Raw genomic sequence first — 25,986 nt, forward strand, 5'->3', positions numbered from 1 at the left:
ACAGATGCGGATTGCGGTCATCGGCGCCGGTGGGATCGGCGGCTACTTCGGCGGGCGGCTCGCTGCGTCCGGCCACGACGTGACGTTCGTGGCCCGTGGTGACCACCTGAGAGCCCTTCGGGAGAACGGCCTGCGGGTAGCAAGCGTCGCCGGCGACTTCACGGTCGCTCCCGCCTCCGTCACCGACGACGCAGCGTCGATCGGCGCTGTCGATGTGGTGCTGGTCGCGGTCAAGACGTGGCAGCTCGACCCGGTGCTCGCCGCCCTCCCGTCGCTGGTGGGCAACGACACCGCCGTGGTGACCACGCAGAACGGTGTCGAGGCTCCCGGACAGGTGGCGGCAGTCGTCGGGCAGCGTGCGGTGCTGCCCGGCATCGCGAAGATCTTCGCGTTCATCGAGGAGGCGGGCGTCATCCGGCACGCGGGCGGGCCGGCATCCCTGGCCTTCGCGGAGTGGGACAACACCTCGTCCGAGCGGGTCCGCCAGCTCCGTGAAGCCATCACCGACGCAGGCGCCGTGGCTCCCGTGCCGGAGGACATCTGGGCCGAGCTGTGGTCCAAGATGCTCTTCGTCGTGCCTTTCGGCGGCCTGGGCGCGGCCCTCGACGCGACGGTCGGCGAGCTGCGGAGCAGGCCCTCGTGGCGTGCTCTGCTCGAGGACGCGATGCGCGAGGTGGAGGCGCTGGCGAAGGCTCGCGGTGTGCGGCTACCGGCATCCGTCGTGAGCGGGACGATGGCCTTCGTCGATGACCAGCCAGACGGAGCGACGACATCTCTGCAGCGCGATGTGCTCGCGGACAAGCCCTCCGAGCTCGACGCGTGGACCGGCGCCGTCGTGCGGCTCGCCGCCGAGTCGGGGGTTCCGGTGCCTGTCCACCGGCTGCTGCTCGAGGTCCTCGTCCGACAGCACCCCGGGGCGCTCCCGGGGCGCAGCGACACCTGAGCCGGACCGGCGGCCCTACCGCACATGATCGTCGGCTAGGTTCTGCTGTCCGTGGAATGGTTCGAGGCGGTTCGTGACCGGTCGGTGCCGGCGGCCGGCGAGGTGGCGCTGACGACGCCGAGTCTGGTCGTGGTCCTGACGATCGCGGGCGCACTCGTCGTCGTCGGGCCGATCTGGAGGGTCGTGCGGCTCGCCGTCACCCTCGTGCATGAGCTCGGCCATGCCGTGGTCGGGGTGCTCGTCGGTCGGCAGTTCACCGGGTTCGTCCTGCGCGGCGACATGTCGGGGCACGCCGTCACGCGGGGCCCGGTGCGCGGCGCCGGACGGGTCGCGTCGACCTGGGCCGGCTATCCCGTCCCCGCGCTCCTGGGCGCCACGATGGTCTGGGCTGCGGTCCGCGGCTGGGCCGCCCCGGTACTCACGGTGGTGCTCGCGGTGCTGCTCTTCGCTCTGATCCGGGTGCGGTCGATGCTGACCGTCGTCGTCATGGTGGTTGCGATCGCCGGCGCGGCAGCCCTGTGGTGGTGGCGCGATGACGTCCTGCAGGCACAGGTCCTCGTCGGCCTGGGTGTCGTGCTCGTGGTCGGTGCCTGGCGGCACCTGTCGGCCGTGCTGCGCGACCGCACGAGCGGCAGCGACCCGGGCGTCCTCGCGTGGCTCACCCCGCTGCCCAAGATCGTCTGGAACCTGACCTTCGTCGTCGTGTGCGCGGCGTCGACGTGGCTCGTCGGCACCGAGCTGTGGGCGACGCTGCGCTGACCCGTTCGCCCCGTATGCCGTATGCCGCCAACCCGATCGAGCGAATGTTCACCTCGGGCGGGTGACGACACCCCCGGCGGCGCACAGCGACGCTGAGCCCATGTCCGAGCAAGGGTCCACGCCGGCGTCCGAGGCGAAGGAGCCCGCGCCGGAGCCGAACGACGCTGCTCCCGCAGCCACTGCTACGCCCGCGGCCACCGCGCCCGCGGCCAGTGCTGCGCCGGCGGCCACGCCTGTCGCCGTCACCACACCGGATGCCGAGCCAGCCGAGCTGGTGGCCGCGCCTCCCGCACCGCCTGACGAGAAGGCGACCCAGCCGGTGCCCGTCGCGGCACCGGCCGCGCCCACCCCGCCTGCACCCGTTGCCGTGGCGCCGCATCCCAGCCGGTGGAGGGCCGCCGCTGCGGCGGCGCTGATCGTGCTCGGGATCATCCTGGTGCCGCTCACGGCAGTCTCCTGGTGGGTGCGCGGCACGGTGACCGACACCGACAAGTGGGTCGCCGCCGTGGGTCCTCTCGCCTCGGATCCCAAGGTGCAGGCGGCCGTCACCGACCAGGTCACGGACCGGGTCATGGCACGGATCCAGAGCCTGAACCTGTCCCAGCAGGCCACCGACGCGCTCATCGCCCGCGGCATCCCGCCACAGATAGCCTCGGCCCTGAGCCTCATCGCCTCACCGATCCAGGACCGCACGCAGGCGCTCGTCCACCGGGTCGTCGGTGACGTGGTCGCGAGCGAGGCTTTCGCACAGGTGTGGACCGGTGCGAACGAGACCGTGCACGAGCAGCTGATCAAGCTGCTGAACGGCGACCCCGGCGCCCTGACCCAGGCCGACAACGGCCAGCTCATGCTCAACCTTTCTGCCATCTCCGGACCACTGCGCACCGCGCTGGTCAACGCGGGAGTGCCCTTCGCCGACAAGATCCCCGACATCAACACGCAGGTCGTGGTCGGGGACGGCACCCGGATCACCCAGGCCAAAGACGTCTACCGCTTGGTCAAGGGCATCCCGGTGCTCCTGCTGATCCTCACCATCCTTCTGCTGGCAGCAGGAATCTTCTTCTCGCACAGGCGAATGCGAGCCACGCTCTTCACCTTCGCCGGCATCGTCGTCGCCATCCTCATCACCCTCGCGGCCGTGAAGGTCGGGCGGGAGTATGCCGTCGACAACCTCCGGGCGGACGTGCGCGATGCCGCACAGTCCATGATCGAGATCGTCACCGACCGGCTCCGAACGGTCCTGCGGGTCGTCGGGTGGGTCGCGCTCATCGCCCTTGCCGTCGCGCTCGTCTCGGGCAACGGCCCCCGCGCCACGGCACTGCGGCGCACCGTCCGGAGCTCCAGCGAGAGCATCTGGAACAAGGCGATGGCCTGGCAGCACACGTTCGTCGTCGCCGTCGCCGTGACGGTCGTCGCCATCATCGTCCTGTTCGTCACTGACCTTCCGACCTTCTGGAACCTGTTGCTGGTCCTGATCGCCGTCGGCGCAGGGGTGACAGCGTGGTTCAGCTCGCGGCCGGACGAGAAGGCCGACGACTCGGGCTCCCCGGGCCCTCCGAGCACCGACATCCCGCCCAGCAACCAGGTGTCGGCGTCCGCCGGCTGAGGGTGGTTCGACGCGCGTCACGCCCGGACAGACGGACGAAGAGAGCGGGTCGGGGAAGGAAGGCGCGAGACGGCGTGGCCACTCGACGGGGTCCTGCCCCACTCGAGTGGCCACTGCACCCCACTTGACGGGGTCCTGCCCCACTCGAGTGGCCACTGCACCCCAGTCGACGGGGTCCTGCCCCACTCGAGTGGCCACTGCACCCCAGTCGACCGGGTCCTGCTGCACTCGAGTGGCCACAACGCCCCAGGCTGAGCCTCACCGGCGTGAGACGGCGGGGCCACTCGACTTGGTCCTGCCCCAGTCGACGGGGTCCTGCTCCACTCGAGTGGCCACTGCACCCCAGTCGACGGGGTCCTGCCCCACTCGAGTGGCCACTGCACCCCAGTCGACGGGGTCCTGCCCCACTCGAGTGGCCACTACAGCCCAGTCGACGGGGTCCTGCTGCACTCGAGTGGCCACAACGCCCCAGGCTGAGCCTCACCGGCGTGAGACGGCGGGGCCACTCGACTTGGTCCTGCCCCAGTCGACGGGGTCCTGCTCCACTCGAGTGGCCACTGCACCCCAGTCGACGGGGTCGTGCCCAACCTCGAGTGGCCACTGCACCCCAGGCTGAGCCTCACCGGCGTGAGACGGCGGGGCCACTCGACGGGGGTCGTGCCCAACCTCGAGTGGCCGCCGCGCCCGCGGTGTCACGCCGGGACTGACGATCGGAGCGAGCCAAAGTTCCGGCTAGTTGAGGTTCATCGGCGGTGGCAGCTGCGTCCCGACCGCGCCGAGCGCCGACGCGAACTCGAGCTCGCGCCGGACCAGCGCAAGGCCCAGCCGGAGCCGGGACTCCGTGTCGGCGCTCTCGAGGAGGCGCTGGCGGTCGGCCACGCCGAGGCTCACGGCCAGCGGGACGGCATACGACAGGGCTCGGTCGCTCTCGGGAAGGTCGAGCTCGTCTCCGGTGGCGGCGGCGAAGTCGGTGAGCTCCTCGCGCAGCCGTGCCGCCAGCCCGAAGACCCGCTCGTCGTCGCCGTCCGGCTCGTCGAGCCAGGTCACCTCGCCGGTGGTGTATGGCGTGCCGGCAAGCGGGTCGATGGCATCGAGGTGGAACCTCACGGTGCCCTCCGACACGATGAGGAAGCGTTCGTCCTCGAGCACGGCTGCTTGCGTCAGCAGCGCACCGCAGCCGACCGGGTGGAGCGCCTTGACCCCATCCTCTCCGACCTCGTAGCCCTCGCGGATCGCGACCACCCCGAACACTGGTGAGCGCGACTCCTGCCCGTCGAGCAGGTCGTGGAGCAGGGCCACATAGCGTGTCTCGAAGATCTGCAGCGGCAGCCGCGCGCCCGGCATCAGCACGGTCGCGAGCGGGAACAGCGGCAGAGTGGCCACCCCTCCAGCGTAAGCGGACAAGCCATGCGTTCGGCGCGCGTCGCGCGTGGACCGACGAGCGAAGCGAGCGCTGACTCCGATGGTCGTGCCCCGCCGGGCGCTCAGCTGGCGTACGGGTCGGCCGCCGGGGACGGCATACCCCGCGTGGGGGTCAGCTCGTCGACGGCGTGACTGAGCTCGGGCGGCAGCTCGTCGTACTGCCCGTTCAGGGCCGTCGCGAGCCCGAGGGCGAGACCGATCAGGTCCTGGTCGCCGAGCCCCAGGCGGGTGGCGACCGCCGCTGCGTTCGGCGGGCGGTTCTCCGGCTCCTTCTCGAGGCAGTCGGTGATGAGCTCTGCGAGCTCTTCCGGGACGTCGTCGGGAAGGGGTGGCGGCGGCTCGTTCACGTGGCTCAGCGCGGTGGCGATCGGGGTGCCACGGTCGAATGGGCGCTTGCCGGTGAGCATCTCGTGGCCGACAACCCCCAGGGCATACAGGTCGCTGGACCCGGTCGCCGGCTGGCCCATGGCCTGCTCGGGGCTGATGTAGTTGGGGGTGCCGAGCATCTCGCCGTGCTGGGTGTGACCCGAGGCGTCGAGCGCGCGAGCGATGCCGAAGTCGGTGAGCTTCACGAGGCCGTCCTCGCGGATCATGATGTTGGCCGGCTTGACGTCGCGGTGGACCACGCGGGCCTCATGGGCGACCCCGAGGGCGAGCGCCGCCTGCCCGAGGATCGAGCGCACCTCGGAAGGCGGCAAGGCGCCCCGCTCGGTGAGGATGGTCGACAGGGGCAGGCCGGCGACGAGTTCCATGACGAGAAACGCCAGGCCGTCGTCCTCGCCGTAGTCGAAGACCGTCGCGATGTTGGTGTGGATCAGCGCGGCGGAGTGGACTCCCTCGTCGCGGAACCGCAGGGCGAAGAGCTCCTCGTGCTCGGTGTCGGGCCTCATGATCTTGATGGCAACGTTGCGTCGGAGCACTTGGTCGGTGCCTGCCCAGACATCGGCCATGCCACCGGAGGCGATGCGGTAGTCGAGTTCGTATCTATCGCCGAGGACGAAGCCCTCATGAAGACGGTTCATGGCACGAGCACCTGGGGCCTTTCGGACGGAAGGTGCGCGTCAGGTGACATGTCAAGGAGCCTTCGTCAGCGATCATGGTACGGGACCCGATCCGGCCGGTGAGCCTTGTCACGGAGCGATGTCCCGGTCGCCGAACTCCCCCGTGGCGACTCCAGGGACCATACCCATTGGGGGTCTCTGCCGAACCCTCGAAGGGGTCAGTCGGCGTCGTCCGGTCTCCGGTCCTCGTGGCTCTGCAGGCGCGAGGAGTCCGAGCCGGCAAGGCCGCCGGACGTGGTCAGCTCAGGCAGCGCATCGACGCCGAGCTCGAGCAAGGCGCGCACGATCGCGTCGAGCGTTGCCAGCGACACATGCCGCTTCCCTCGCTCGAAGCGGCTCAGGTGGCTGGGCGAGATTCCGACGCGCTCGGCCAAGTGGTCCTGTCGGATGCCAGCCTCGACACGCCGACGCCGAACCGACGCGCCGATCCCCTCTGACATATTTGTCACCTGCAACCGCACCATTACCCAACCCTGTCCCCTGAGTCACAAACAAGTCAACGCTATCGCGTGGAAACGACATCGGCGTGTCGCAGGCCATCCTCGCCGGCGCAACCAACTTGCGTCGCTGCTTGATAGATCTGCCAGAATTACGGATGCTTGGTGCTGCGATATGGAAACCGGCAGATTGAGGAGGCTTGGGATGGACGAAGCGACGAAGGACGAGAAGGCCCGGCTGGGCGCTGAGATCAGGCGTGTGCGCGAACGGCGCCCCAAGATCAGCCGACAGCGCGTTGCGGACGAGGCCCAGGTCGCGGAGGGCACCGTGCGAGCCGTGGAGCGCGGCGCGTCGATCGACCACAGCACGCGACGAGTCATGGAAGCGCTCGCCCGGCTTGGTCGTCCGGTCGAGCCGACTCCGGCCGACGACACCGCCGCCAATGGCGCAGGCGAAGGGCCTGACCAGGCGCGACGTGTGACGACGGAGGGCCTGAACGAGGTCGAGCTCACCGTCCGTCTGGTCGAGAGCACGCTGAATGCGTCGCCGCCGGAGGAGCGCAATGTGCTCGAAAGCAACATCTGGCTGTTGATCCGCGGACGCAACGCCGAGCTGATCGAGCGCCTCTCGGCCTCCGCTCCGGAGTAGGCCTGCACCCCTGCCGAGCTCAGCCGCCCATATATGCCCACCCGTCCCACCCCGTCCCCTGATCGCATGCCGCTGTCGGACCCGCCTGATAGAAAGAGACACGGCCCGCTTGTTGCACTTCTGCAACGGTGTGCCACTTTCACAATACGTAGCAGTGTTGCTCATGTCAAACACTGATCCGATCACACAACCTCGGCTTCGGGGATGGGAGGTGCGATGAGCCCGGCTCGCCTCGATGTGAACGCGCTGTATCTCACGCTCGACTCGCAGAGACAGCACCGTGGGATCTCCTGGCGACAGGTGGCGCACGAGTCCGGTGTCGGGCCCTCGACATTGAGCCGCATGGCCAACGGCAACCGGCCCGACGTGGACAGCTTCGCCTCCCTGGTCCACTGGCTCGGCATCCCGGCCGAGGAGTTCCTCCGCATCGAGGACGACACCGCCCGACCCTCACCCGACGCCGTCACCCAGGCCGTTGCCAGCCTGCTGCGCGCCGACAAGGACCTCGATCCAGAGACCGCGGCCGCGATCGACGACATCCTCCAGGCGGCGATGCGCCTGGCCACCCGCCGGTCGAAGGACTGACGGGACCCGGATGCGGGAGGGGTTCGTCACCGAGGCCGAGGCGCTGGCGCTTGCCGTGCGATCGGAGATCGGCCTCGAGGCCGACGACCACCTCGACTGCGAAACCCTCGCCGCCGCATGGGGTGTGCCGGTAGTCCCCCTCGACGCACTCCTGGCGGCAGGTGCCCGGCCGTCGTCCATCCACCACCTCACCGTGGCCAGCCCGGAGAGCTTCTCGGCAGGGACGGTGGTCAGCGGGACCTCCCGTCTCATCGTGGTCAACCCGGCCCATCCGCCCGGGCGCCGGTCCAACTCGCTGGCCCATGAGCTCGCCCACCTGCTGCTCGAGCACAAGCCGAGCTCGGCGACCGGCCCCGGCGGATGCCGCGTGTGGGACGGCGACATGGAGCAGGAGGCCGATCGACTCGCCGGCGTCCTGCTGGTCCCCCGCGACGCCGCCACAGCCTGCGCCCGAGTCGGCTTGCCCCTTCGGGTGGGCGCAGCCCGGTTCGGAGTCAGCGTCTCGCTGATGCGCCAGCGCACCCATCAGAGTGGGGCCGCACGACAGGCCTACCCGAGCGCGCCTGACCGGGACTGGAGGCAGGCGATGCTCAACGGCTTGCGGGCCGCGAGGTTGTTCGACGAGAGAGACCTGACCCCGCTGGCCGGGCTCGGCGCGCGGGAGTGGCGCGAGCTTCTCGAGCGCTGCCGCGGCCCGATCCGGCGTGGCGACCTCCGCATGCTCATCGAGGTGCTTGTCAACGAGGCAGGCGTCCCGGCCTTCTAGCCGTGCCGGCGGCCTCGCCGCGCCACCGAACCTGTGCTGCTCGCCAGACCCTGCGCTGCACCGATATCGCGATTGTCGGTTTCTGCGCTTCTGCTGTGTACATTGCGTGTTCACCCCGTCCATCTGTCAGACTCGGGGACGTCAAACCTGCAACAACCGCGATAACGGCGAGGAGAACATGGTGGACGAGACGTCAATGGACAGGAGGGTGCGGCTCGGCGCTGAGATCCGTCGTGTGCGCGAGCTGCGACCGAAGATCAGCAGGCACCGGGTCGCCGACGAGGCCAACATCGCGGAGGGGACCGTCCGGGCGGCGGAACGGGGCTCCTCGACCGACCACAGCAGGCGACAGGTCCTGGACGCACTTGCTCGGCTCGGCCGTCCGGTCGACGCAGAGGCGTTCGGCGAGCCGGCATCCGTGCTAGGTAACCGGGCGCAGCCCGTCGGCCGGGACGACGGCGCGCGGGACGAGGGCGCGCGCGGCGGGACGAGCGAGGGTCTGAGCCAGGTGGACCTCACCGTTCGCCTGGTCGAAAGCACGTTGAACGCCTCGCCCCCGGATGAGCGTCTCGCTCTGTCGGGCAACATCTGGCTGCTGGTCCGCGGACGCGACGCTGAGCTGGTCAGGCGCCTCAGCGCGACCTCGGATGGGCCGGATACTGCAGGCGACGCGGAGTCGGATGGCGGCACCGAGCCCCCTGAGCCCCCTGAGTCCCCCTGAGCCCCCTTGGCCCGAGGGAGATCGGAGAACCGCGCGGCGGCTGGTCGCGCGAGGGGGGAACCGTCCTCGGTCGCTAGCGCTCCCTCGTCCTCCCAAATCCGCCTGTTCATACGCGATGACGAAGGGCCCCAGGCAAACGCGAAAGGGCCCCGATCTCTCGACCGGGGCCCTTCGTCATCGCGTGCGCGAGGGGGGATTTGAACCCCCACGCCCGTAAGGACACTGCCACCTGAAGACAGCGCGTCTGCCGTTCCGCCACTCGCGCGTGACAAGGACACAGTGTGCTGTATGCGGCGCCAGATCACCAAACCGGGCCGCGCGTCGCCGCCGTCAGCGGCCGCCGTGCGGCTCGCCGAGGCGATACGAGTCCGACGCGAAGGCCCCGCCGAGCAGATGAGCAGTGTCCGACCGCGGGCTCTCGGCCGCTGCGGCGACGGCTGCGGCATACGTCTCGGCGTCGTCCACGGGCTCGTAGCCGATGACCCGCCCGGGCGCGAGGTCGACCACCCTGCGCGTGTTGGCGGAGACTCCCCAGACGACGTGGTGGCCGACGGCGTCGGTCCTCAACGCTGCGAGGACCAGCCGGGTCATGTCGCCGGGTGAGAGCCACGACTGAAGCGAGCCCGCCCCGTCAGGCCGGTGCCCGAAGGTCATGATCCGGGCGCTGACGACCGTCATCCCGAACCGGGCGGCATACAGAGCGCCGATCGCCTCGACCGCGGCCTTGCTGACGCCGTAGTACGTGTCGGGGGCGGGCAGCGGCATACCGTCGCGTGCGGCGGGGGAGTCGACCGACACGAAGCCGGCGGCGTGGACCGAGCTGGCGAGCACCATGCGCAAGACCCCCGCGAGCCGGGCGGCCTCGCACACGGCCCGCGTGCCGTCGATGTTCACCGCGAGCAGCTCGGGCCAGGGCCGCTCGTCGGACAGCGCGCCGAGGTGCAGGACGAGGTCGGCTCCGGCGAAGGCCTGGGCGTGCGCCTCGACGTCGCGCAGGTCAGCCACCAGGACCCGGGCCCCACCGGCATCCGGCACGTCGACCGAGTCACAGAGCACCAGCTCGTGCCCGGCGTCGGTCAACTGCGGGCGGATGGTCGTGCCGATCCGCCCGCTCGCTCCAGTGAGCGCGATGACGGCCACGTCGACGGTAGCCGGACGGGATCAGAGTCCGTCGACGACGACGGCTGCCATCTCCATGCAGGAGTCGTGGGTCTTGCGGCTGATCTTCATCGGGTCGAGGTGCAGCCCGGGCGCGAGCGCCGGGTCGTAAGGGATGTCGACGACGGCGCGGACCCACTGCTCGAAGTGCTCGCGCGTGTGCACCCCCGCGCCGACGTCGTTGCCCTTGGCCGACGTGTGCGAGATCACGCAGACGGCGTTGCGGACCAGGTCGCCACGACCCATCGCGACGAGCGCGTCGAGGTTCTTCGCTGCGACCACGGACGTGTCGTCCTTGAGCGACGTCGCGAACACGAGCATGTCGGCGCGTGCGGCCGCGGAGAGCCAGTTCGGTGAGAGCCGGTTGTTGCCGGTGTCGATGACGATCATGCGGTAGAAGCGCGACAGCTGGGTGTGCAGGTCCTCGAACTCCTGCTCACCGATGATCCGCATCGCCTCGTCGTCGTCGGCCGACGCGAGCACGTCGAACGAAAGCCCGCGCTGCTCACGCACCCAGTGCTCGAGCTCCGAGGTGCCGGCATTCGGGTCCATCGCGATCGAGGGCAGCGCACCCAGCAGGTCGACGACCGTGCGGTGATGGCTCGACGAGGGCGCACGCATACCGAGGGTGCCCTCGGTCTCGTTGTTGTCCCAGGCGAGCGTCGAGCCGGAGCGGTAGCGCCCCAGGTAGGTCGCGAGCATCAGCGTGACGAGGGTCTTGCCGCCGCCACCCTTGGTGTTGATGACCATGATCGTCTTGCGGCCGTTGAGCGGACGGGCGATGCGGTCGATGCGGTCGCGCTCGATGAGCTCCTTGACGCCCGGCCCGAGGCCGAACGCGCGACGCAGCCCCGAGGAGGCCTTGGTCTTGTTCCGCTCGCCCTTCTGACGTGCGGTGATGAGGTCGTCGGCGCTGGGACGCTCCGAGCTGCCGCTGCGCGCTGCCGGAAAGTCGTATGCCGTCTCCTCGAGCTCGTAGCCACCCTCAGCCGCCGCTTCGGCCACGTCGGGGTCGATCGTCGGCGTCGCGGCATACGCCCGCTGGGCGGCCCTGTGGTCTGTCGAGTAGTGGTCCGTGGAGGTGTCCGTGCTGGCGTCGTAGCCGGCGGGCGTCCAGCCGGTGTACTCCTGCTGGGCGCTGTCCGTCTCGCTCTGGATCGACCATCGGTCCGTGTCGGTCGAGGCGTAGGAGTCGGTGGAGGTGGCGGAGTACGAGCCCGAGTAGGAGCTCGAGTAGGAGTCGGTGTCGTACGGATCGGAGGAGTCGGACGCCGAGACGCTGCTGAAGCGGCTCGTGTCGAAGGGGTCAGCCTCGCCGGACGCGTACGGGTCGTCGGTCGTCGTCCCTTGTCTCGTCTCGGAGCCACTCGGCTCCCAGGGCGACGAGCCGTTCTGACCGCGGTGGGAGTGACCGTTGTTGTTGTAGGCGCTTTCGTACTCCGCGGTGTACTCACCGTCGTACTCGGAGGAGTCGGACCAGTCGTTGACGCCCGTCTCGACGCTTCGGTCGGCGCCGTTGCGGCCCGGCTGCCACGAACGGTCGTCCCAGGTGGAGGACCAGGGGTCGGCGCTCGCAGGGGTCTCGTCCACGTGTCCCCCGCTCGACCCTGAGGGGATCGGGAGGGCGAAACCTCCCGGAATGGAGTTGTTTGCGGAGTAGCCAGGGAGTCCCTGGCCCTCGTTGTTGCCGGTCTCGTCCTTGCTCATCGAGCGCTCCTTGCTGACCTACCACATGCTGGGCCCGCCGGAGGCCCCGTGAGATCGTCCCATGCTTCCGCGTGACATCAAACCGGCAGACCACGGACCGTGAGGCACGAATCGCCCTTTCCGGCCCTATTCAGCATGAGTGCAGGGGGCTGTCGGTTGAAGGTCGACGGGGTCTTCCCGGTTACGATGAAGCCCCCGGTCGGCGCGCGAGGACGAGGAGGAGACGGCGTGGGAATCATCAACCGTGTCGAGCATGGTCTCGCCAAAGCGGTCCACGGCGCCTTCGCGAAGGCCTTCAAGTCCGAGGTGCAGCCGGTCGAGATCGCCTCGGCGATCCGGCGCGCGATGGACGACCGCGCCGCCCTGCTCGGCCATGGGCGGGCGATGGTTCCGAATCTTTACACGATCGAGCTGAGCCAGACCGACTACGACCGGCTCGCCGACTACGAGGACGACCTGTCCGACGACCTCGTCGCCGCCGCGCAGGAGCACGCCGACTCCCAGGGTTACCAGCCGGGCGGCCCCCTCGAGGTCGAACTCGTGCTCGGCGAGGGGCTGGAGACTGGCGTGTTCCGGGTGCGGCCTGCAACGGCCAAGCGCGGCGGCCACGAGCCGGTGGCCCCGGTCCCGCAGCGTCAGCACGCTCCGGGCGGGACCGCAGTCGCGCAGCCGCCGGTCAACCACCCTCCGCGCGCCAACCCGTCCGCAAGGCCGTGGCTCGACATCGGCGGCGACCGCTACCCGCTGCTCGGCAGCCTGACGACCCTCGGCCGCGACGACACCGCCGATGTGGTCGTCGACGACCCCGGAGTCTCCCGACGGCACAGTGAGATCCGGGTCACCACCGACGGCCCTCACCTGGTCACCTCGATCCGGGACCTCAACTCCACCAACGGCACTTTCGTCAACGGCGAGCGCATCACGAGCCAGCGACTGCACGACGGCGACCGGTTGACCCTGGGCCGCACCACCGCGATCTTCCGAGTCGGGCGCCGGTGAATGCATGAGTGAACTCACGCTGACCCTGCTTCGGCTGGGTCTGCTGGCGCTGCTGTGGATCTTCATCTTCAGTGTGGTCGGCGTGCTCCGGACCGACATCTACGGCACGTCGGTGAGCCGACGCACCCAGCGCAAGGCCATGAAGCGGCAGGAGAAGGAGCAGCAGCGCGCCTCCCGCCAGGCCCCGGCGCCAGTCCCGGCGCCCGTCGTCCCTGCCGGAGCGGTCACCTCGCCCGTGCCGGACTCGGCGCCGGCCCGTCGCGGGCGCGGGCGCAAGGGCGTACCGACGCTCCTCGTGGTCACCGAGGGCCCGCTGGCGGGGACGTCGCTGCCGCTGCGCAGTGGCGGCGTGCTCATCGGGCGCAACCCCGAGTGCGCACTCGTCCTCGACGACGACTACGCGTCGGGACGGCACTGCCGCATCTACCCCGACCCTTCGGGCCAGGGCTGGCTCGTCGAGGACCTCGGCTCGACCAACGGCACGTTCATCGGCCGCGACCGCCTGACCGGCGCGCGGCCCGTCGAGATCGGCACCACCCTGCGTATCGGCAAGACCGTCCTCGAACTGCGAGGCTGAGCGGATGGCCATCGCCCTGCGCTATGCCGCGCGCTCCGACCTGGGCCTTGGACCCAAGTCGCGCAACGAGGACTCCGGGTATGCCGGCCCCAACCTGCTCGTCCTCGCTGACGGCATGGGTGGTCACGCCGCGGGCGACGTCGCGAGCTCGATGATCGTGGGAGAGCTGGCCCCGCTCGACGAGGAGGACGTGACCGCCGACCAGGCGATCCCGCTGCTCGAGGAGACCCTGCACGGCGCGAACGCCAAGCTCACCAGGGCCATGCGCGAGAACTCCGACCTCGCCGGGATGGGCTCGACGACGATCGTCATGCTCCGCACGGGCAACAAGCTCGCCATGGCCCACATCGGCGACTCGCGGGCGTTCATGCTCCGAGGCGACTCGTTCTCGCAGATCACCAAGGACCACTCCTTCGTCCAGCAGCTCATCGACGAGGGCCGGATCTCCAGGGAGGAGGCCGGCACCCACCCGCAGCGGTCCGTCGTGACCCGGGTCATGACCGGCCAGCCCGACGACGAGCCGGACACGTCGTTGCGCGAGGCGAAGGTGGGCGACCGCTTCCTCCTGTGCAGCGACGGGCTGTCCGACTTCGTCGGCGCGGACGTCATCGAAGAGATCCTGCGCGAGGCCAGGACGCCCGACGAGGCGGCCGACCGATGCATCGAGGTCGCCCTCAAGGCGAGCACGCGTGACAACGTGACCGTGATCATCGCCGACGTCGTGGACGCCAACGGCGACGACCTGCCCACGACGGTCCCGCAGGTTGTCGGAGCCGCTGCCAAGCGGCTGCGGAACAACACGCGGGCCATCCCGACGAGTCCTGCCGAGAAGGCGGCGGCGCTGTCGCGCGAGGCCACCGGCCGGGCTCGCTCCGACGACGCCGACGACGGGGTCGAGCTCGCCGAGGACCGCGCCCGTTCGCGCCGTGGCCGGAGGATCCGCCGCACGATCGGCATCATCGTCGTCGCGGCCATCCTCGGTGCGGGTGGGTATGCCGCGTACGCCTGGTCGCAGAAGCAGTTCTTCGTGGCCGCCGAGGACGGGCACGTGGCGATCTTCCGCGGCGTGTCGCAGAATCTCGGCCCGATCGTCCTGAGCCACGTCGAGTCGCAGTCCGACGTCCTCGTCTCCGACCTGCCCTCGGACATCCAAGGCGCGGTCACGAACACGATCCCGGTGCGCGACCTCGCCGATGCGCAGGGCAAGGTCGACAAGCTGCGGGTCGAGGCGGAGCGATGCCAGCTCCTTGCCGCGACCGGGACGCCCTGCGGCACGACGCCGACACCGAGCCAGTCGGTCGTGCCGACGCTCCCGGCCACGATCACCACGCCGCCGCCGGTGGGCGCGGCTGCCCTGCACGTCACCGACAATGGTGCAGACCTGGTGGCAGCATGACCACGACCGTCGAACCGCTCCACCCACCTACCCGGCGCAACGCCGAGCTCGGGCTGCTGGTCCTCGCCATCGGCATCGTGCTCCTCGCGTGGATCACGACCGATCTCAATCGCAACGGCACGGTGCCGGCCAACATCATCCCCGTTGCGGGCGGCTTCACCGTGCTCGCGCTCTCGGTGCACGTCGTGCTGAGGTGGAAGGCGTCGTACGCGGACCCGGTGCTCCTGCCGGTCGTCACGGTGCTCAACGGTCTCGGGCTCGTCATGATCCACCGGCTCGACCTCGCTCGGGGCAAGCTCGGCGCTGACGGGGACGCCTACCGCCAGATCATCTGGACGACGCTGGCTGTCGTCCTGGCCATCGCGGTCATCCTCGTGCTGCGCGACCACCGCCTGCTGCGTCGCTACACCTACGTGTCGATGGTCGTCGGTTTCGGGCTGCTCATCCTGCCTCTCGTGCCGGGGCTCGGGCAGACGATCAACGGCTCGCAGATCTGGATCTCCGTGGGCCCGATGAGCTTCCAGCCGGGGGAGTTCGCCAAGATCGCCCTGGCGATCTTCTTCGCCGGCTACCTCGTGCAGACCCGTGACGTGCTGTCGCTCGCAGGCAAGAAGGTGCTGGGTTTCACCTTCCCGCGCGGGCGCGACCTCGGCCCGATCCTCGTCGCATGGCTGCTCGCCGTGCTCATCCTCGTCTTCGAGAAGGACCTCGGCACCGCCCTGCTGTTCTTCGGCCTGTTCGTCGCGATGCTCTACGTCGCCACCGAGCGGGTCTCGTGGATCGCGATCGGCCTGCTGCTGTTCGGGCTGGCGGTCGTCTTCGCCTTCTCCGCGTTCGCCCATTTCCAGAAGCGCGTCGATCTGTGGCTCGACCCGTTCTCGGCGGGCAACCTCGAGCTGTCCAACCAGCTGGCCAACGGCCTCTGGGGCATGGCTGCCGGCGGCCTGACCGGCACCGGGCTCGGCGCTGGCCGCCCCTGGCTCACGTCCTTCGCCGAGAGCGACTTCATCTTCCCGAGCATGGCCGAGGAGCTCGGCCTGTTCGGGGCGGTCGCGATCCTCATGCTCTATCTCATCTTCTGCGAGCGCGGCGTCCGCACCGCGCTCGGGGTGCGTGACGGGTTCGGCAAGCTGCTGGCGATCGGCCTGACGTTCTCCGTCGCGTTCCAGCTCTTCATCGTCATCGGGGGCGTCACCCGGGTCATCCCGCTGACGGGTCTCACCACGCCGTTCCTCTCGCTCGGCGGCTCGTCGCTGCTCGCGAACTGGGTCATCACCGCGCTGCTGTTGCGCATCTCGGATCAGGCCCGTCGCCCGATGCCCGAGATCCCGGTCGGCGTCGCGGCCGACGAGCCCGCGCCGGCCGACGTCACCCAGGTGGTGAAGCTGTCGTGAACACCCCGATCCGCCGCCTGTCCGTCGTCATCGCCGCGCTCTTCACGGCGCTGCTCGTGGCATCGACGCTGGTGCAGTTCGCGCAGTCGAAGTCGCTCAACGCGATGGCCGCCAACAAGCGCACCATCCTCGACAACTACAGCCGTGAGCGTGGGGCGATCATCGTCGCCGGCCAGCCCATCGCCAAGTCGGTCTCGGTAGAGGACCAGTACCGCTTTCTGCGCACGTACCCCCAGGCTGAGCTCTACTCGCAGACCACCGGCTTCTACTCGTATGCCGTCGGCGCGCCGTACGGCCTCGAGCATGCCTCCGACGACCTCCTGTCGGGTGACTCCGACGCCCTGTTCGTGCGACGCATGACGGACCTTCTGACCGGCCGCCGGACCTCGGGCGCGACGCTCGAGCTGACGATCGACCCCAAGGCGCAGCAGGCGGCCGACCAGGCGCTGGGCAAGAGCCACGGCGCGGTCGTCGCGCTCGACCCGACAACGGGCGCGATCCTGGCGATGGTGAGCCACCCGCAGTACGACCCGAACCCGATCTCCAGCCACGACCTCAACAAGGCCGCCAGCGCCTGGAAGTCGCTGTCCAACGACCCCGACAAGCCGTTCCTCAACCGCACCATCAACGAGCTCTACCCGCCGGGATCGACCTTCAAGGTCGTCACGGCCGCGGCCGCGCTCGAGAACGGCCTCGTCACCGACGAGAACTCCGTGGTGCCCGGCCCGGCCACGCTCGACCTGCCGCTGACGACCACCAACCTGCCCAACGAGAACGGCCGTCCCTGCGGCCCGAACAACAAGACCACCCTCATCCACGCGCTCGAGATCTCGTGCAACACGGCGTTCGGGTCGCTGGGGCTGGAGCTCGGGGGCGAGAAGATCCGGGCGCAGGCCGAGAAGTTCGGGTTCGGCAACTTCACGCTGCAGGTCCCGATGCGGGTCACGCCGAGCTCGGTGCCGGCCGACCTCAACGCGCCGCAGTCGGCGCAGTCCGCGATCGGCCAGTACGACGTGCGCACGACGCCGCTGCAGATGGCGATGGTGGCGGCGGGGATCGCCAACCAGGGCAAGGTCATGACGCCGTACCTCATCGACACGATCCGCAGCGCCAACCTCGACCTGATCCAGTCGACGCCGGACCCGGTCGAGATGTCCCAGGCCGTGTCACCACAGACCGCGGAGATCCTCACCAAGATGATGGTCTCGGTCGTCGACCACGGCAGCGGCGCCCGTGCCCAGATCGATGGCGTCGAGGTGGCGGGCAAGACGGGCACGGCGCAGCACGACCCGGGCAAGCCGCCGCACGCGTGGTTCATCTCGTTCGCCCCGGCCCACGACCCGAAGGTGGCCGTGGCGGTCGTCGTCGAGGACGGCGGCGTCACGGGCAGCGAGATCGGTGGCGGCCGGGTGGCCGCGCCGATCGCGCGAGCTGTGATGGAGGCGGTGTTGAACAAGTGACCATCGCCTCCGGCTCGACCCTCGGTGGCCGCTACCTCGTGGGCACGCTCGTCGCCTCGGGCGGCATGGGCGACGTGTGGGAGGCGACCGACGAGGTGCTGCAGCGCCAGGTCGCCGTCAAGGTGATGCGCCCGCAGGGTCCCGACGAGTCGTTCCTGGAGCGATTCCGCGACGAGGCTCTCAGCAGCGCTGTCCTGCAGCACCCGAACATCGCGTCGGTGTTCGACTACGGCGAGCAGGACGGCACGGCATACCTCGTCATGGAGCTCGTCCCGGGCCACACGCTCGGTGAGCTGATCCGGGAGGCGCCGGGCGGCATGTCACCCGACGATGTGCGCTCGGTGGTCGGCCAGGCAGCTCTGGCGCTCGCCGCCGCGCACGATTCCGGTGTCGTGCACCGGGACGTGAAGCCGGCGAACATCATCGTCACGCCGCAGGGCCAGGTGAAGCTCACGGACTTCGGCATCGCCCGCCTCGGCGACGGCTCGGGTCACACGGCGACGGGCGAGGTCCTCGGCACTCCTCACTACATCAGCCCTGAGCAGGCGCTCGGCCAGCCGGCGACGTCGGCCAGCGACGTGTATGCCCTCGGCATCGTCGCGCACGAGATGCTCACGGGCACAAGGCCGTTCGACCACGGTATGCCGGTGGCTACGGCCATCGCGCAGGTGCACGACGCGCCACCTCCACTGCCGCCAACCGTCCCCGCGGACCTGCGCGCCGTCGTCGAGTCATCCCTGGCGAAGACGCCGGCCGACCGGCCGGCCGATGCGCGGACCGTCGCCGCCGCCCTGGGCTTCGGCGATGTCACCGCCGCCACGGTCCCCGTGGGAGCCACGGAGCGGGTCGAGGCGGTCGCGCCTGTCGGGACCGTCGGCGCGACCCGAGCGATGCCGCTCGTGACCAGGCGCGCGGACGTCCGGGCCGCGCAGGCGCCTGCCCCGAAGGAGCACTCCGTCTCGCGGCGGTGGGCGTGGCTCGCCGTCCCGCTCGTCGCACTGGTCGCCTGGGGAGCCTTCGCGCTCGGCGGGCTCGTCAACGGCGGCGTACCACCGACCTCCACCGGCGGGTCCGCAAGCAGCCATCCTGCCGCGACGACCCCCAGCAAGCCGACGCAGAGGACGACGACCTCCGCGTCGGCGACAGCAGCCACGACCACGACGAAGACCCAGCCGACGACGACCTCGGCGACGCCGTCGACCAGCCAGGAGCCCACCCACCCCGGCAAGGGCAAGGGAAGGGGCAGGGGGAATTGACATGACAGACCAGCTCGATCCGCGCGACCCAGGAGTCCGACGAGTGGACCAGCAGCAGCCCATGGCACCCGGCCGACCGCCCGAGCCGACGGAGGCGAACGAGGTGATCCCCACACCCCGTGTCCTCGGCGGACGCTACGAGGTCGGCGAGCTCATCGGTCGCGGCGGCATGGCCGACGTGCACCTCGGTCATGACACGCGGCTCGGTCGCAAGGTCGCGATCAAGATGCTTCGCTCCGACCTGGCGCGCGACGCGAACTTCCTCATGCGCTTCCGCCGCGAGGCCCAGTCCGCCGCCGGTCTCAACCATCCCTCGATCGTCGCCATCTTCGACTCCGGCGAGGACGACACGCTCATCGACGGCCCCAACGGCACGCAGACCAAGCTCCCGTACATGGTCATGGAGTACGTCGACGGTCAGACGCTGCGCCAGAAGCTGTCCGAGCACACCCAGCTCGACCCGGCCGAGGCGATCCGCCTCACCGAGGGCATCCTCGACGCCCTCGCCTACAGCCACCGGATGGGCATCGTCCACCGTGACATCAAGCCGGCGAACGTCATGATCACGGAGACCGGCATGGTCAAGGTGATGGACTTCGGCATCGCCCGCGCGATCGCCGACACCGCGGCGACCATGACGCAGACGCAGTCGGTCGTCGGCACGGCGCAGTACCTCTCCCCGGAGCAGGCCCAGGGCCAGACCGTCGACGCGCGTTCGGACCTCTACTCCACGGGGTGTCTGCTGTTCGAGCTGCTCGCTGGACGTCCCCCGTTCCTGGGCGACTCGCCGGTGGCGATCGCCTACCAGCACGTCGGCGAGCTGCCGCAGCCGCCGAGCGTGTGGAACGACGCCGTGGGCGGCGACCTCGACGCGGTCACCCTGCACTCGCTCGAGAAGGACCGCGAGGCGCGCTACCAGGACGCCACGTCTTTCCGGCAGGACCTCGAGAACGTCCGCTACGGGCGTCCGATCAGCGCCGCGGCGCTCGGCACCGGGGCCGCCATCGGGGCGGCAGCCACCCAGACCCTGCCCCAGTCGTATGCCGCTGCGGGCACCCCGACCGCGGTCCAGCCGAGCGTCACCTCGCGCAGCGACCGCTACAGCAACACCGCCGGCATGCCCGCTGTCGGGCATGACGAGTCCGACGGGCGGGAGCGACACCGGGGCCGGGCCGCGCTCTTCACGGTGCTCGCGCTGATCCTGCTCGGCCTCGTCGGCTGGGGTGCCGTGACGTGGTTCGGCAACCAGACCCCGCCGGTGCAGACGGTCGCGGTGCCGCAGCTCGAGGGCAAGAACGAGGCGTCGGCACTACAGGCGCTGGAGAACGCGAACCTCAAGGGCGAGAAGAGCACCGCCCCGAGCGCTGACGTGAACGAGGGCCTGATCATCAGCCAGGACCCGAAGTCAGGCACCCAGCTCGCCGTGCAGTCGACGGTGAAGTATGTCGTGTCGACCGGTCCGGACCAGGCGACCGTGCCGGACGTGACCGGGTTCGACAAGGACGAGGCGCGCACCGAGCTCGAGAACCAGGGCTTCAAGGTCGCCGAGTTCCGCCAGGAGAACACGACAGCGCAGACGAAGGACAAGGTCACCAAGACCAGCCCCGCGGCCAACGCGACGGTGGCCAAGGGTGCCTCGATCGTCATCTACTACGCGACGGGCAACGTCGTCGTGCCTGACAACCTCGTCGGCCAGGACTGGGCCCTCGCCGCGCCCGCGCTGCAGACTGCCGGGCTCGACCCGGTCAAGGAGGCCGTCGAGTCCTCCAAGACCGAGGGCCAGGTCCTCGACGTCGCGAAGGCGGGCGAGGTGGTCCCGCGCGGCACCAAGATCACGGTCAAGGTCGCCAAGGCGCCGACTCAGACGATCACGGTGCCCCCACCGACGACGCCACCGACGACAACGACGACGACGGAGCCGACCCCGCCACCGACCCAGCAGTAGCAACCTGACCCAGGGCCTCAGCCGACCGGCTGGGGCCCTTGGTCATGGACGAGCTAGATCGCGGCGGTGACGAGGGGGCTGAGCCCGGCCGACCGGGCGACCGCCTCGGTGTCGCCGCACATCGCGAGGAAGTTGGCGAGCATCCGGTGGCCGCCCTCGGTGAGGACACTCTCGGGGTGGAACTGCACTCCGTGCAGGGGGAGCTCGCGGTGCCGGACCGCCATGATCAGCCCGCTGTCGGTGTGTCCGGTCGAGACGAGCTCATCCGGCACTGTCGCGGGGTCGATGGTCAGCGAGTGGTAGCGGGTCGCCGTGAACGGCGACGGCAGGCCCTCCAGCACACCAGTGCCATCGTGGTGCACCAGCGAGGTCTTGCCGTGCAGCAGCTCAGGCGCGCGGTCGACGGTCGCGCCGGCGACGACACCGAGCGCCTGGTGCCCGAGGCACACCCCGAACATCGGCTTGGCCAGCCGTGCACACTCGCGGATGATCGCCATCGAGACGCCGGCGTCCTCCGGGGTCCCGGGCCCCGGCGACACCAGAACCCCGTCGTAGGCCGCCGCCTCCTCGGGTGCCACGGCGTCGTTGCGCACGACGGTGCACTCGGCGCCGAGCTGCTCGAGGTAGCCGACGATCGTGTAGACGAAGCTGTCGTAGTTGTCGACGACGAGGATTCGGGTGCTCATCACGGCCTCACGTGGGACGGTGCTTCGGTTCTGGTGGCGACAGCCGGGTCGGGAGGCTCAGCGGATCGGCTGGGCGTACTGGAAGTCGACCGAGCCCGAGTATGCCGGGAAGTCTCGTGACGCGTGCGTCTGCACGTTCCAGCCGAGACCCACGGCGTCGACATATTCCTTGTAGATCGCGATGGACCCGTCGGCGTCGAGGCCCTGCTGCATCCGGCTGATGTCGCCGATCGCGGTGATGCGGTAGGGCGGGGAGTAGACCCGGCCCTGCAGGATCAGGGTGTTGCCGACACACCGGACCGCGCTCGTGGAGATGACGCGCTGGTCCTGGATCATCATCGCCTCGGCGCCGGAGGACCACAGGGCGTTGACGACCGCCTGGACGTCCTGCTGGTGCACGACGATGTCATCGGCGGTGAAGCCGTCGGGCAGCGACTCGGCGGTGCGGTGGGCGTCGTCGAGCGACACCTCGATGGCCGGCCCGGACACCTTCGTCGTGGCGGCGTCGCGCGAGAGCGTGTCGCCCGTCTTGGTCAGCGCGCTGAGGCGGGCGTCGCTCGGGGCGTTGGCCTTGGACAGCGAGTCGACCTCCTTCTGGAGCTCGTCGAGCTGGGCGGCCTTCTCGGCGACCCGGTCGTCGCCGGCCATGATGAGCTGCGGAAGGTCGCGGTCGGCCCGAAGGTCGCTGCCCTGCGCCGCCTTGAAGCTCATCGCGAACATGATCCCCGCGGCCGCCGTCACGACCGGCACGAGGACGCCCCAGGTGAACCGCCGAGAGGCCCGCTTCGACCCTGGCTTCGACCCTGCCTTCTGCTCAGGCTTGTGCTCTGGGCCACCGTCGGTCGGGTCGGCCGCGGACTCGGGAGACACCTCAGCAACCGGCTCGTCGGTCGGCTCGTCGGTCGAATCGTCGACCGGCTGGACCGGGTCGGCGTTCATGCGGGGGCACCTCGTGTCTGCGGACGGCACACTTCGTCCGCTTATTGTGCCCGTCGAGTGGCCGCGTCGTCACACCCGGTCCGTCACGGTGACCTTCGACGGGCTACCTGTGACGACGCGGCCACTCGACGCATTAGGCTGTGCACAACTCAGACCAAGGAGAGAGCAGTGCCCGAGTCCCGAGGACGCGACCACAAGGCTGCCGCGTTCACACCGCCGGCCAAGAGCAAGGCCACCGAGCCGAACCCCACCTGGTGGGCACCGGTCTTCATCACGCTTCTCGTGGTCGGACTGCTGTGGATCGTCGTGTACTACGTGTCCGCCTACAAGTATCCGATCGGTGCGATCGGCGTCTGGAACCTCGCGATCGGCTTCGTGCTGCTCATGGGCGGTTTCATCATGACGATGCGGTGGCGCTGACCGCCCGTTGCGTGGCGGTTTCTACACAGGCGTCCCCACCCGGTGGACAGGTTGTCCACAGGCTTGTCCCCAGTTGGGGATGAATGACAGGGGTGTAACTACATCCACAGGGTTGTCCACAGCAGTGGACAACCCTGTTCGGCGCACCCTCGACGGAACGCATCGTCGGCACAGCACGGCCCGATGCGCCACGAGCGCGGCTCATCCGGCACCCGCTCGGTCAACAGCCCGGCAGCCCGAGCTCGTCGATGATCCGCTCGGCCGTCACACGGGGCGATGCGTGGCTGTTGTCGAGCCGCACAAGCCGGTGCTGCGGTAGCGGCCAGTCGGCAGGCTCCGCGGTCGGGTCGGTGTTGAAGCGGGCCCGCTGGTCGAGCTCGACGACGTGCGCGCGAGCCCACTCGACGTCGCGCTTGCTGCGCTTGTGATCCATCCGGTCGGCGCCTCCCTCACGGGCCAACCGGATGGGCTGAGCGGCATACAGCTCGACGAAGTCGACCGGGCACCCGGCCCGGACGACGGGCTCGATGAGGTGCTCGACCCGCTGGAGCTCACGGGGGTCGTCGAAGTCCCACGCGTAGGTGAAGACGAGTCCGGGAAGGTCCGCGGCGACCGCCTCCGCGATCACCTCTCGCCGGATCATCGAGTTGAGGCGGCTGAACGACGGCGTGCCGAAGTCGAACACCCCGAGCAGGGGCTCGATCGACATGTGGTTGTGGAAAAGCCTGAAGCCGGTCAGCTCACAGAGCTCCCGACCGACGGTCATCTTGCCCGCCGCCGGCGGGCCGATGACGTTCACGAGGTGCACGTGTGGCTCCGTCCGTTCGGCGGGCGTCCGGGGCGGTCAGCGGACGGCGGGCTAGCGGAAGTAGGCGGGGACGGAGAGGTACTTGAGCACCGTCACCACGGCGAGCACACCGAGGACCCCGGCCAGGCCCAGCCACACGAGGAAACGGGAGCTCTGCCGTCGGAACAGCACGATGACGCCGGCGCAGGCCAGGCCCGTCAGGAAGCCACCGAGGTGGGCCTGCCAGGAGATCCCGGGGTAGAGGAACCCGAACGCGGCGTTGATGGCGATCGTCGCGTACATCGCCGCGGACGAGCGGCCGAGGTGCCGGTTGAGCACGAGCAGAGCCCCGAAGAGGCCGAAGATCGCGCCGGAGGCGCCGAGGACGAGCCCGATCCACGGGTCCTCGTTGCGCTGGATGCCCTCGATGGTCGGGTTGCCCGCGAACAGCGTGACCGCGACCTGGCCGCCGATGCCGCTGATGAGATAGACCGCGAGGAACCGCGCCCGGCCGAGCATCGGCTCGAGGTACTGCCCCATCATCCACAGCGCGAACATGTTGAGCACGATGTGGAAGATCGTGTCGGGCGAGTGCAGGAACGCCGCGGTGAGGAAGCGCCAGGGCTCGCTCCAGCCGAGAGCGGGCGCGAAGGCGTAGTTGATCGTGACGGAGGGGTCGACCCGCTGGAGCAGGTAGACGACCGCACAGATCCCGATCAGCGTGTAGGTGACGATCGGCCTGCCGTCGGTGGCTCGACCGCCGAAGACGGTGCGGGCGGACGGCGAGGTGCGTGCGGCCTCGCGGACGCAGTCGACGCACTGGATGCCGACCGCGGCGGGTCGCTGGCACTCCGGGCACGCGGGCCGGCCACACCGCTGGCAGCGGACATAGGCCTCGCGGTCCGGGTGGCGTGGGCAGACGGACGGACCGGCGGGGGGCTGCTGCGGCCGCTGGGTCATCGGTGGCTGGCCGCCGGTGCCGTTGTCGGACAATGGGATCCCTTCGCCGGTCTCGTCCGTCGTGCGTCGAGCGTGGTGCGTGCTTGTGGTGCGAGTGTGTGGCTGGTCAGTCTTCGATCGTCACCGAGTTGATGACGACGTCCTCGACCGGCTTGTCGTTCGGGCCGGTCGCGACGGCGCCGATCTTGTCGACGACGGCGCGCGACGGAGCGTCGGCCACCTCGCCGAAGATCGTGTGCTTGCCCTGGAGCCAGGTCGTGGCCGCAGTGGTGATGAAGAACTGGGAGCCGTTGGTGCCGCGGCCCATTCGCTTGCCGGCATTGGCCATGGCGAGGACGTACGGCTGGTTGAAGTTCTTGTCCGGGCTGATCTCGTCGTCGAACGCGTAGCCCGGGCCGCCGAAGCCCTGACCGATGGGACAACCGCCCTGGATCATGAAGTTGGGGATGATCCGGTGGAAGATGAGTCCGTCGTAGAAGGGCGTCGGGTTGGTGCGGCCGGCGTCGTCCTTGTACTCCTTCTCACCCTTGGCAAGACCGACGAAGTTCTCGACCGTCTTGGGCGCCTGGTGCGGGAAGAGATCGAGGACGATGTCCCCGTAGTTCGTGTGCAGGGTTGCCTTCATGGGCCCAATCCTCGCATGGCCGCCGAGGTATGCCGTGCTGCGCAGGTCTGGACCCACCGGTGCCCGAGGGGAAGGATCGAGGTGAGCCGGGCGATCGACGCATCACCACCCATCGAGCGGGACCCAGGACGGAGTGCCGGATGTCGTTCAAGGACAACATGAAGAGGAAGGTCGAGGACCTCGACCTCGAGGGCATGGCCAAGCAGCTGCAGGATGCCGCCGCCAAGGCTGCGAAGCAGGCGCGCGAGAAGGCGGGCGACTTCGCGACCCAGAACCGCGAGAAGATCGGGGGTTACGTCGAGCAGGCTGGAGCCAAGTTCGACGAGAAGACGCACGACAAGTACTCCGACACCGTCGCGAAGGTCAAGGAGCAGGTGCACCGGGGCGTCGACAAGGTCGCCGAGTGCGGCCGCGCGTCGGGGGATGCCGCCGGGTCGGCCGATGACGTGCCCGTCGCGGACGCGGCCGGTGCCGCGACCCAGGCCGCGACGGAGGACTCGCCGGGCAGCCGCGACGAGTCCGGGTTCGACGCCGCGTCCGGTGACCTGCCCGCTCCGGCGCACGAGGCGCTGCACGACACGTCGCTCGAGGACGTCGTGACCAGCCACGAGACCCCGGCGGATGCCCCCACTCTCAGCGAGCCACCCGTGGCCGAGGACGCCGGTCCGCAGCCCGACCGGAACGCGACGACGTGAGCGGATCTGGCCCGACGGCATATGCCATGACGC

26 protein-coding genes and 1 tRNA gene are annotated in these 25,986 nt (G+C 69.7%); 16 read left to right on the forward strand and 11 right to left on the reverse strand.

Going from position 1 to position 25,986, the window contains the following annotated elements:
- Positions 1-4 precede the first annotated feature (4 nt).
- The 3 genes from ACWEOW_RS06660 (at position 5) to ACWEOW_RS06670 (ending at position 3,308) form a co-directional block, all read left to right on the forward strand.
- Positions 5-943, forward strand: coding sequence for a 2-dehydropantoate 2-reductase (locus ACWEOW_RS06660; protein WP_452268387.1), 939 nt, complete (start codon positions 5-7; stop codon positions 941-943).
- 51 nt (positions 944-994) lie between these two features.
- Positions 995-1,702, forward strand: a complete 708-nt coding sequence (locus tag ACWEOW_RS06665) for a M50 family metallopeptidase (RefSeq protein ID WP_452268388.1) — start codon at positions 995-997, stop codon at positions 1,700-1,702.
- 100 nt (positions 1,703-1,802) lie between these two features.
- Complete coding sequence (locus ACWEOW_RS06670; protein WP_452268389.1) at positions 1,803-3,308, forward strand: hypothetical protein; 1,506 nt, start codon at positions 1,803-1,805, stop codon at positions 3,306-3,308.
- A gap of 732 nt (positions 3,309-4,040) precedes the next feature.
- On the opposite strand, the gene ACWEOW_RS06675 is transcribed toward ACWEOW_RS06670, so the two are convergent.
- The 3 genes from ACWEOW_RS06675 to ACWEOW_RS06685 form a co-directional block, all read right to left on the reverse strand.
- Entirely contained in the window at positions 4,041-4,691 is a 651-nt protein-coding gene (locus ACWEOW_RS06675; protein WP_452268390.1) for an LON peptidase substrate-binding domain-containing protein, read from the reverse strand.
- 101 nt (positions 4,692-4,792) lie between these two features.
- A complete protein-coding gene (locus ACWEOW_RS06680; RefSeq protein ID WP_452268391.1) occupies positions 4,793-5,752 on the reverse strand; it encodes a serine/threonine-protein kinase in 960 nt (319 codons plus the stop codon).
- 197 nt (positions 5,753-5,949) lie between these two features.
- Complete coding sequence (locus ACWEOW_RS06685; RefSeq protein WP_452268392.1) at positions 5,950-6,231, reverse strand: helix-turn-helix transcriptional regulator; 282 nt, start codon at positions 6,229-6,231, stop codon at positions 5,950-5,952.
- Positions 6,232-6,433: 202 nt separating this feature from the next.
- Here ACWEOW_RS06685 and ACWEOW_RS06690 point away from each other — a divergent pair, with 202 nt between their 5' ends.
- From ACWEOW_RS06690 to ACWEOW_RS06705, 4 genes are all read left to right on the forward strand, one after another.
- A complete protein-coding gene (locus ACWEOW_RS06690; protein WP_452268393.1) occupies positions 6,434-6,877 on the forward strand; it encodes a hypothetical protein in 444 nt (147 codons plus the stop codon).
- A 216-nt stretch (positions 6,878-7,093) separates the two neighbouring features.
- Positions 7,094-7,462: a helix-turn-helix domain-containing protein gene (locus ACWEOW_RS06695; protein ID WP_452268394.1), complete on the forward strand. Its 369-nt coding sequence runs from the start codon at positions 7,094-7,096 to the stop codon at positions 7,460-7,462.
- A 10-nt stretch (positions 7,463-7,472) separates the two neighbouring features.
- On the forward strand, positions 7,473-8,228 hold the full coding sequence (locus ACWEOW_RS06700) for an ImmA/IrrE family metallo-endopeptidase (protein ID WP_452268395.1): 756 nt from the start codon (positions 7,473-7,475) through the stop codon (positions 8,226-8,228).
- A gap of 181 nt (positions 8,229-8,409) precedes the next feature.
- The gene (locus ACWEOW_RS06705) at positions 8,410-8,949 is read left to right on the forward strand and encodes a hypothetical protein (RefSeq protein WP_452268396.1); all 540 of its coding nucleotides are present in this window, start codon (positions 8,410-8,412) and stop codon (positions 8,947-8,949) included.
- 182 nt (positions 8,950-9,131) lie between these two features.
- Here the strand turns inward: ACWEOW_RS06705 and ACWEOW_RS06710 are convergent.
- The 3 genes from ACWEOW_RS06710 to ACWEOW_RS06720 form a co-directional block, all read right to left on the reverse strand.
- Positions 9,132-9,214, reverse strand: a tRNA-Leu gene (locus ACWEOW_RS06710).
- A 65-nt stretch (positions 9,215-9,279) separates the two neighbouring features.
- Positions 9,280-10,089, reverse strand: a complete 810-nt coding sequence (locus ACWEOW_RS06715; protein WP_452268397.1) for an NAD-dependent epimerase/dehydratase family protein — start codon at positions 10,087-10,089, stop codon at positions 9,280-9,282.
- Between the two features lie 21 nt (positions 10,090-10,110).
- Complete coding sequence (locus ACWEOW_RS06720) at positions 10,111-11,814, reverse strand: MinD/ParA family ATP-binding protein (RefSeq protein WP_452268398.1); 1,704 nt, start codon at positions 11,812-11,814, stop codon at positions 10,111-10,113.
- 228 nt (positions 11,815-12,042) lie between these two features.
- Here ACWEOW_RS06720 and ACWEOW_RS06725 point away from each other — a divergent pair, with 228 nt between their 5' ends.
- Genes ACWEOW_RS06725 through pknB form a run of 7 tightly spaced genes read left to right on the forward strand, consistent with a single transcriptional unit; the run spans position 12,043 to position 20,841 of the window.
- Entirely contained in the window at positions 12,043-12,813 is a 771-nt protein-coding gene (locus tag ACWEOW_RS06725; RefSeq protein ID WP_452268399.1) for an FhaA domain-containing protein, read from the forward strand.
- 4 nt (positions 12,814-12,817) lie between these two features.
- Positions 12,818-13,390, forward strand: a complete 573-nt coding sequence (locus ACWEOW_RS06730) for an FHA domain-containing protein FhaB/FipA (protein WP_452268400.1) — start codon at positions 12,818-12,820, stop codon at positions 13,388-13,390.
- A 4-nt stretch (positions 13,391-13,394) separates the two neighbouring features.
- Positions 13,395-14,786 (forward strand): PP2C family protein-serine/threonine phosphatase, encoded by a 1,392-nt coding sequence (locus tag ACWEOW_RS06735; RefSeq protein ID WP_452268401.1) that lies wholly within the window; start codon positions 13,395-13,397, stop codon positions 14,784-14,786.
- A complete protein-coding gene (locus ACWEOW_RS06740; protein ID WP_452268402.1) occupies positions 14,783-16,180 on the forward strand; it encodes an FtsW/RodA/SpoVE family cell cycle protein in 1,398 nt (465 codons plus the stop codon). Before ACWEOW_RS06735 ends, ACWEOW_RS06740 begins: the two co-directional genes overlap by 4 nt.
- Positions 16,177-17,640, forward strand: a complete 1,464-nt coding sequence (locus tag ACWEOW_RS06745) for a peptidoglycan D,D-transpeptidase FtsI family protein (protein ID WP_452268403.1) — start codon at positions 16,177-16,179, stop codon at positions 17,638-17,640. The genes ACWEOW_RS06740 and ACWEOW_RS06745 overlap by 4 nt, the downstream gene beginning before the upstream one ends.
- The gene (locus tag ACWEOW_RS06750) at positions 17,637-18,896 is read left to right on the forward strand and encodes a serine/threonine-protein kinase (RefSeq protein WP_452268404.1); all 1,260 of its coding nucleotides are present in this window, start codon (positions 17,637-17,639) and stop codon (positions 18,894-18,896) included. Before ACWEOW_RS06745 ends, ACWEOW_RS06750 begins: the two co-directional genes overlap by 4 nt.
- A 1-nt stretch (position 18,897) precedes the next feature.
- Positions 18,898-20,841, forward strand: a complete 1,944-nt coding sequence (gene pknB, locus ACWEOW_RS06755) for a Stk1 family PASTA domain-containing Ser/Thr kinase (protein ID WP_452268405.1) — start codon at positions 18,898-18,900, stop codon at positions 20,839-20,841.
- A 53-nt stretch (positions 20,842-20,894) separates the two neighbouring features.
- On the opposite strand, the gene ACWEOW_RS06760 is transcribed toward pknB, so the two are convergent.
- Entirely contained in the window at positions 20,895-21,527 is a 633-nt protein-coding gene (locus tag ACWEOW_RS06760; protein ID WP_452268406.1) for an aminodeoxychorismate/anthranilate synthase component II, read from the reverse strand.
- Between the two features lie 57 nt (positions 21,528-21,584).
- Positions 21,585-22,466, reverse strand: coding sequence for a DUF881 domain-containing protein (locus ACWEOW_RS06765; RefSeq protein WP_452268407.1), 882 nt, complete (start codon positions 22,464-22,466; stop codon positions 21,585-21,587).
- 168 nt (positions 22,467-22,634) lie between these two features.
- On the opposite strand from ACWEOW_RS06765, the gene ACWEOW_RS06770 reads away from it, so the two are divergent.
- Positions 22,635-22,886, forward strand: a complete 252-nt coding sequence (locus ACWEOW_RS06770; RefSeq protein WP_452268408.1) for a cell division protein CrgA — start codon at positions 22,635-22,637, stop codon at positions 22,884-22,886.
- 220 nt (positions 22,887-23,106) lie between these two features.
- Here ACWEOW_RS06770 and ACWEOW_RS06775 read toward each other — a convergent pair whose 3' ends face one another.
- The 3 genes from ACWEOW_RS06775 to ACWEOW_RS06785 all read right to left on the reverse strand — a co-directional run bounded on the left by ACWEOW_RS06775 (position 23,107) and on the right by ACWEOW_RS06785 (position 25,258).
- On the reverse strand, positions 23,107-23,694 hold the full coding sequence (locus tag ACWEOW_RS06775; protein WP_452268409.1) for an AAA family ATPase: 588 nt from the start codon (positions 23,692-23,694) through the stop codon (positions 23,107-23,109).
- A 51-nt stretch (positions 23,695-23,745) separates the two neighbouring features.
- A complete protein-coding gene (locus ACWEOW_RS06780) occupies positions 23,746-24,666 on the reverse strand; it encodes a rhomboid family intramembrane serine protease (RefSeq protein ID WP_452268410.1) in 921 nt (306 codons plus the stop codon).
- Between the two features lie 73 nt (positions 24,667-24,739).
- Positions 24,740-25,258 carry a peptidylprolyl isomerase gene (locus ACWEOW_RS06785; RefSeq protein ID WP_452268411.1) on the reverse strand — a complete coding sequence of 173 codons (519 nt, stop codon included), beginning with the start codon at positions 25,256-25,258 and terminating at the stop codon, positions 24,740-24,742.
- A 140-nt stretch (positions 25,259-25,398) separates the two neighbouring features.
- On the opposite strand from ACWEOW_RS06785, the gene ACWEOW_RS06790 reads away from it, so the two are divergent.
- A complete protein-coding gene (locus tag ACWEOW_RS06790; RefSeq protein WP_452268412.1) occupies positions 25,399-25,953 on the forward strand; it encodes an antitoxin in 555 nt (184 codons plus the stop codon).
- Positions 25,954-25,986 lie beyond the last annotated feature (33 nt).

It is taken from the genome of Monashia sp. NPDC004114 (assembly GCF_053603855.1).

Excerpts from the sequence above, each read along its gene's own strand:
- ACWEOW_RS06660 (WP_452268387.1), top strand. The coding sequence starts at position 5 with ATGCGGATTGCGGTCATCGGCGCCGGTGGGATCGGCGGCTACTTCGGC.
- ACWEOW_RS06670 (WP_452268389.1), top strand. The coding sequence starts at position 1,803 with ATGTCCGAGCAAGGGTCCACGCCGGCGTCCGAGGCGAAGGAGCCCGCG.
- ACWEOW_RS06680 (WP_452268391.1), bottom strand. The coding sequence starts at position 5,752 with ATGAACCGTCTTCATGAGGGCTTCGTCCTCGGCGATAGATACGAACTC.
- ACWEOW_RS06685 (WP_452268392.1), bottom strand. The coding sequence starts at position 6,231 with ATGTCAGAGGGGATCGGCGCGTCGGTTCGGCGTCGGCGTGTCGAGGCT.
- ACWEOW_RS06690 (WP_452268393.1), top strand. The coding sequence starts at position 6,434 with ATGGACGAAGCGACGAAGGACGAGAAGGCCCGGCTGGGCGCTGAGATC.
- ACWEOW_RS06695 (WP_452268394.1), top strand. The coding sequence starts at position 7,094 with ATGAGCCCGGCTCGCCTCGATGTGAACGCGCTGTATCTCACGCTCGAC.
- ACWEOW_RS06700 (WP_452268395.1), top strand. The coding sequence starts at position 7,473 with ATGCGGGAGGGGTTCGTCACCGAGGCCGAGGCGCTGGCGCTTGCCGTG.
- ACWEOW_RS06720 (WP_452268398.1), bottom strand. The coding sequence starts at position 11,814 with ATGAGCAAGGACGAGACCGGCAACAACGAGGGCCAGGGACTCCCTGGC.
- ACWEOW_RS06730 (WP_452268400.1), top strand. The coding sequence starts at position 12,818 with ATGAGTGAACTCACGCTGACCCTGCTTCGGCTGGGTCTGCTGGCGCTG.
- ACWEOW_RS06735 (WP_452268401.1), top strand. The coding sequence starts at position 13,395 with ATGGCCATCGCCCTGCGCTATGCCGCGCGCTCCGACCTGGGCCTTGGA.
- ACWEOW_RS06740 (WP_452268402.1), top strand. The coding sequence starts at position 14,783 with ATGACCACGACCGTCGAACCGCTCCACCCACCTACCCGGCGCAACGCC.
- pknB (WP_452268405.1), top strand. The coding sequence starts at position 18,898 with ATGACAGACCAGCTCGATCCGCGCGACCCAGGAGTCCGACGAGTGGAC.
- ACWEOW_RS06760 (WP_452268406.1), bottom strand. The coding sequence starts at position 21,527 with ATGAGCACCCGAATCCTCGTCGTCGACAACTACGACAGCTTCGTCTAC.
- ACWEOW_RS06765 (WP_452268407.1), bottom strand. The coding sequence starts at position 22,466 with ATGAACGCCGACCCGGTCCAGCCGGTCGACGATTCGACCGACGAGCCG.
- ACWEOW_RS06785 (WP_452268411.1), bottom strand. The coding sequence starts at position 25,258 with ATGAAGGCAACCCTGCACACGAACTACGGGGACATCGTCCTCGATCTC.
- ACWEOW_RS06790 (WP_452268412.1), top strand. The coding sequence starts at position 25,399 with ATGTCGTTCAAGGACAACATGAAGAGGAAGGTCGAGGACCTCGACCTC.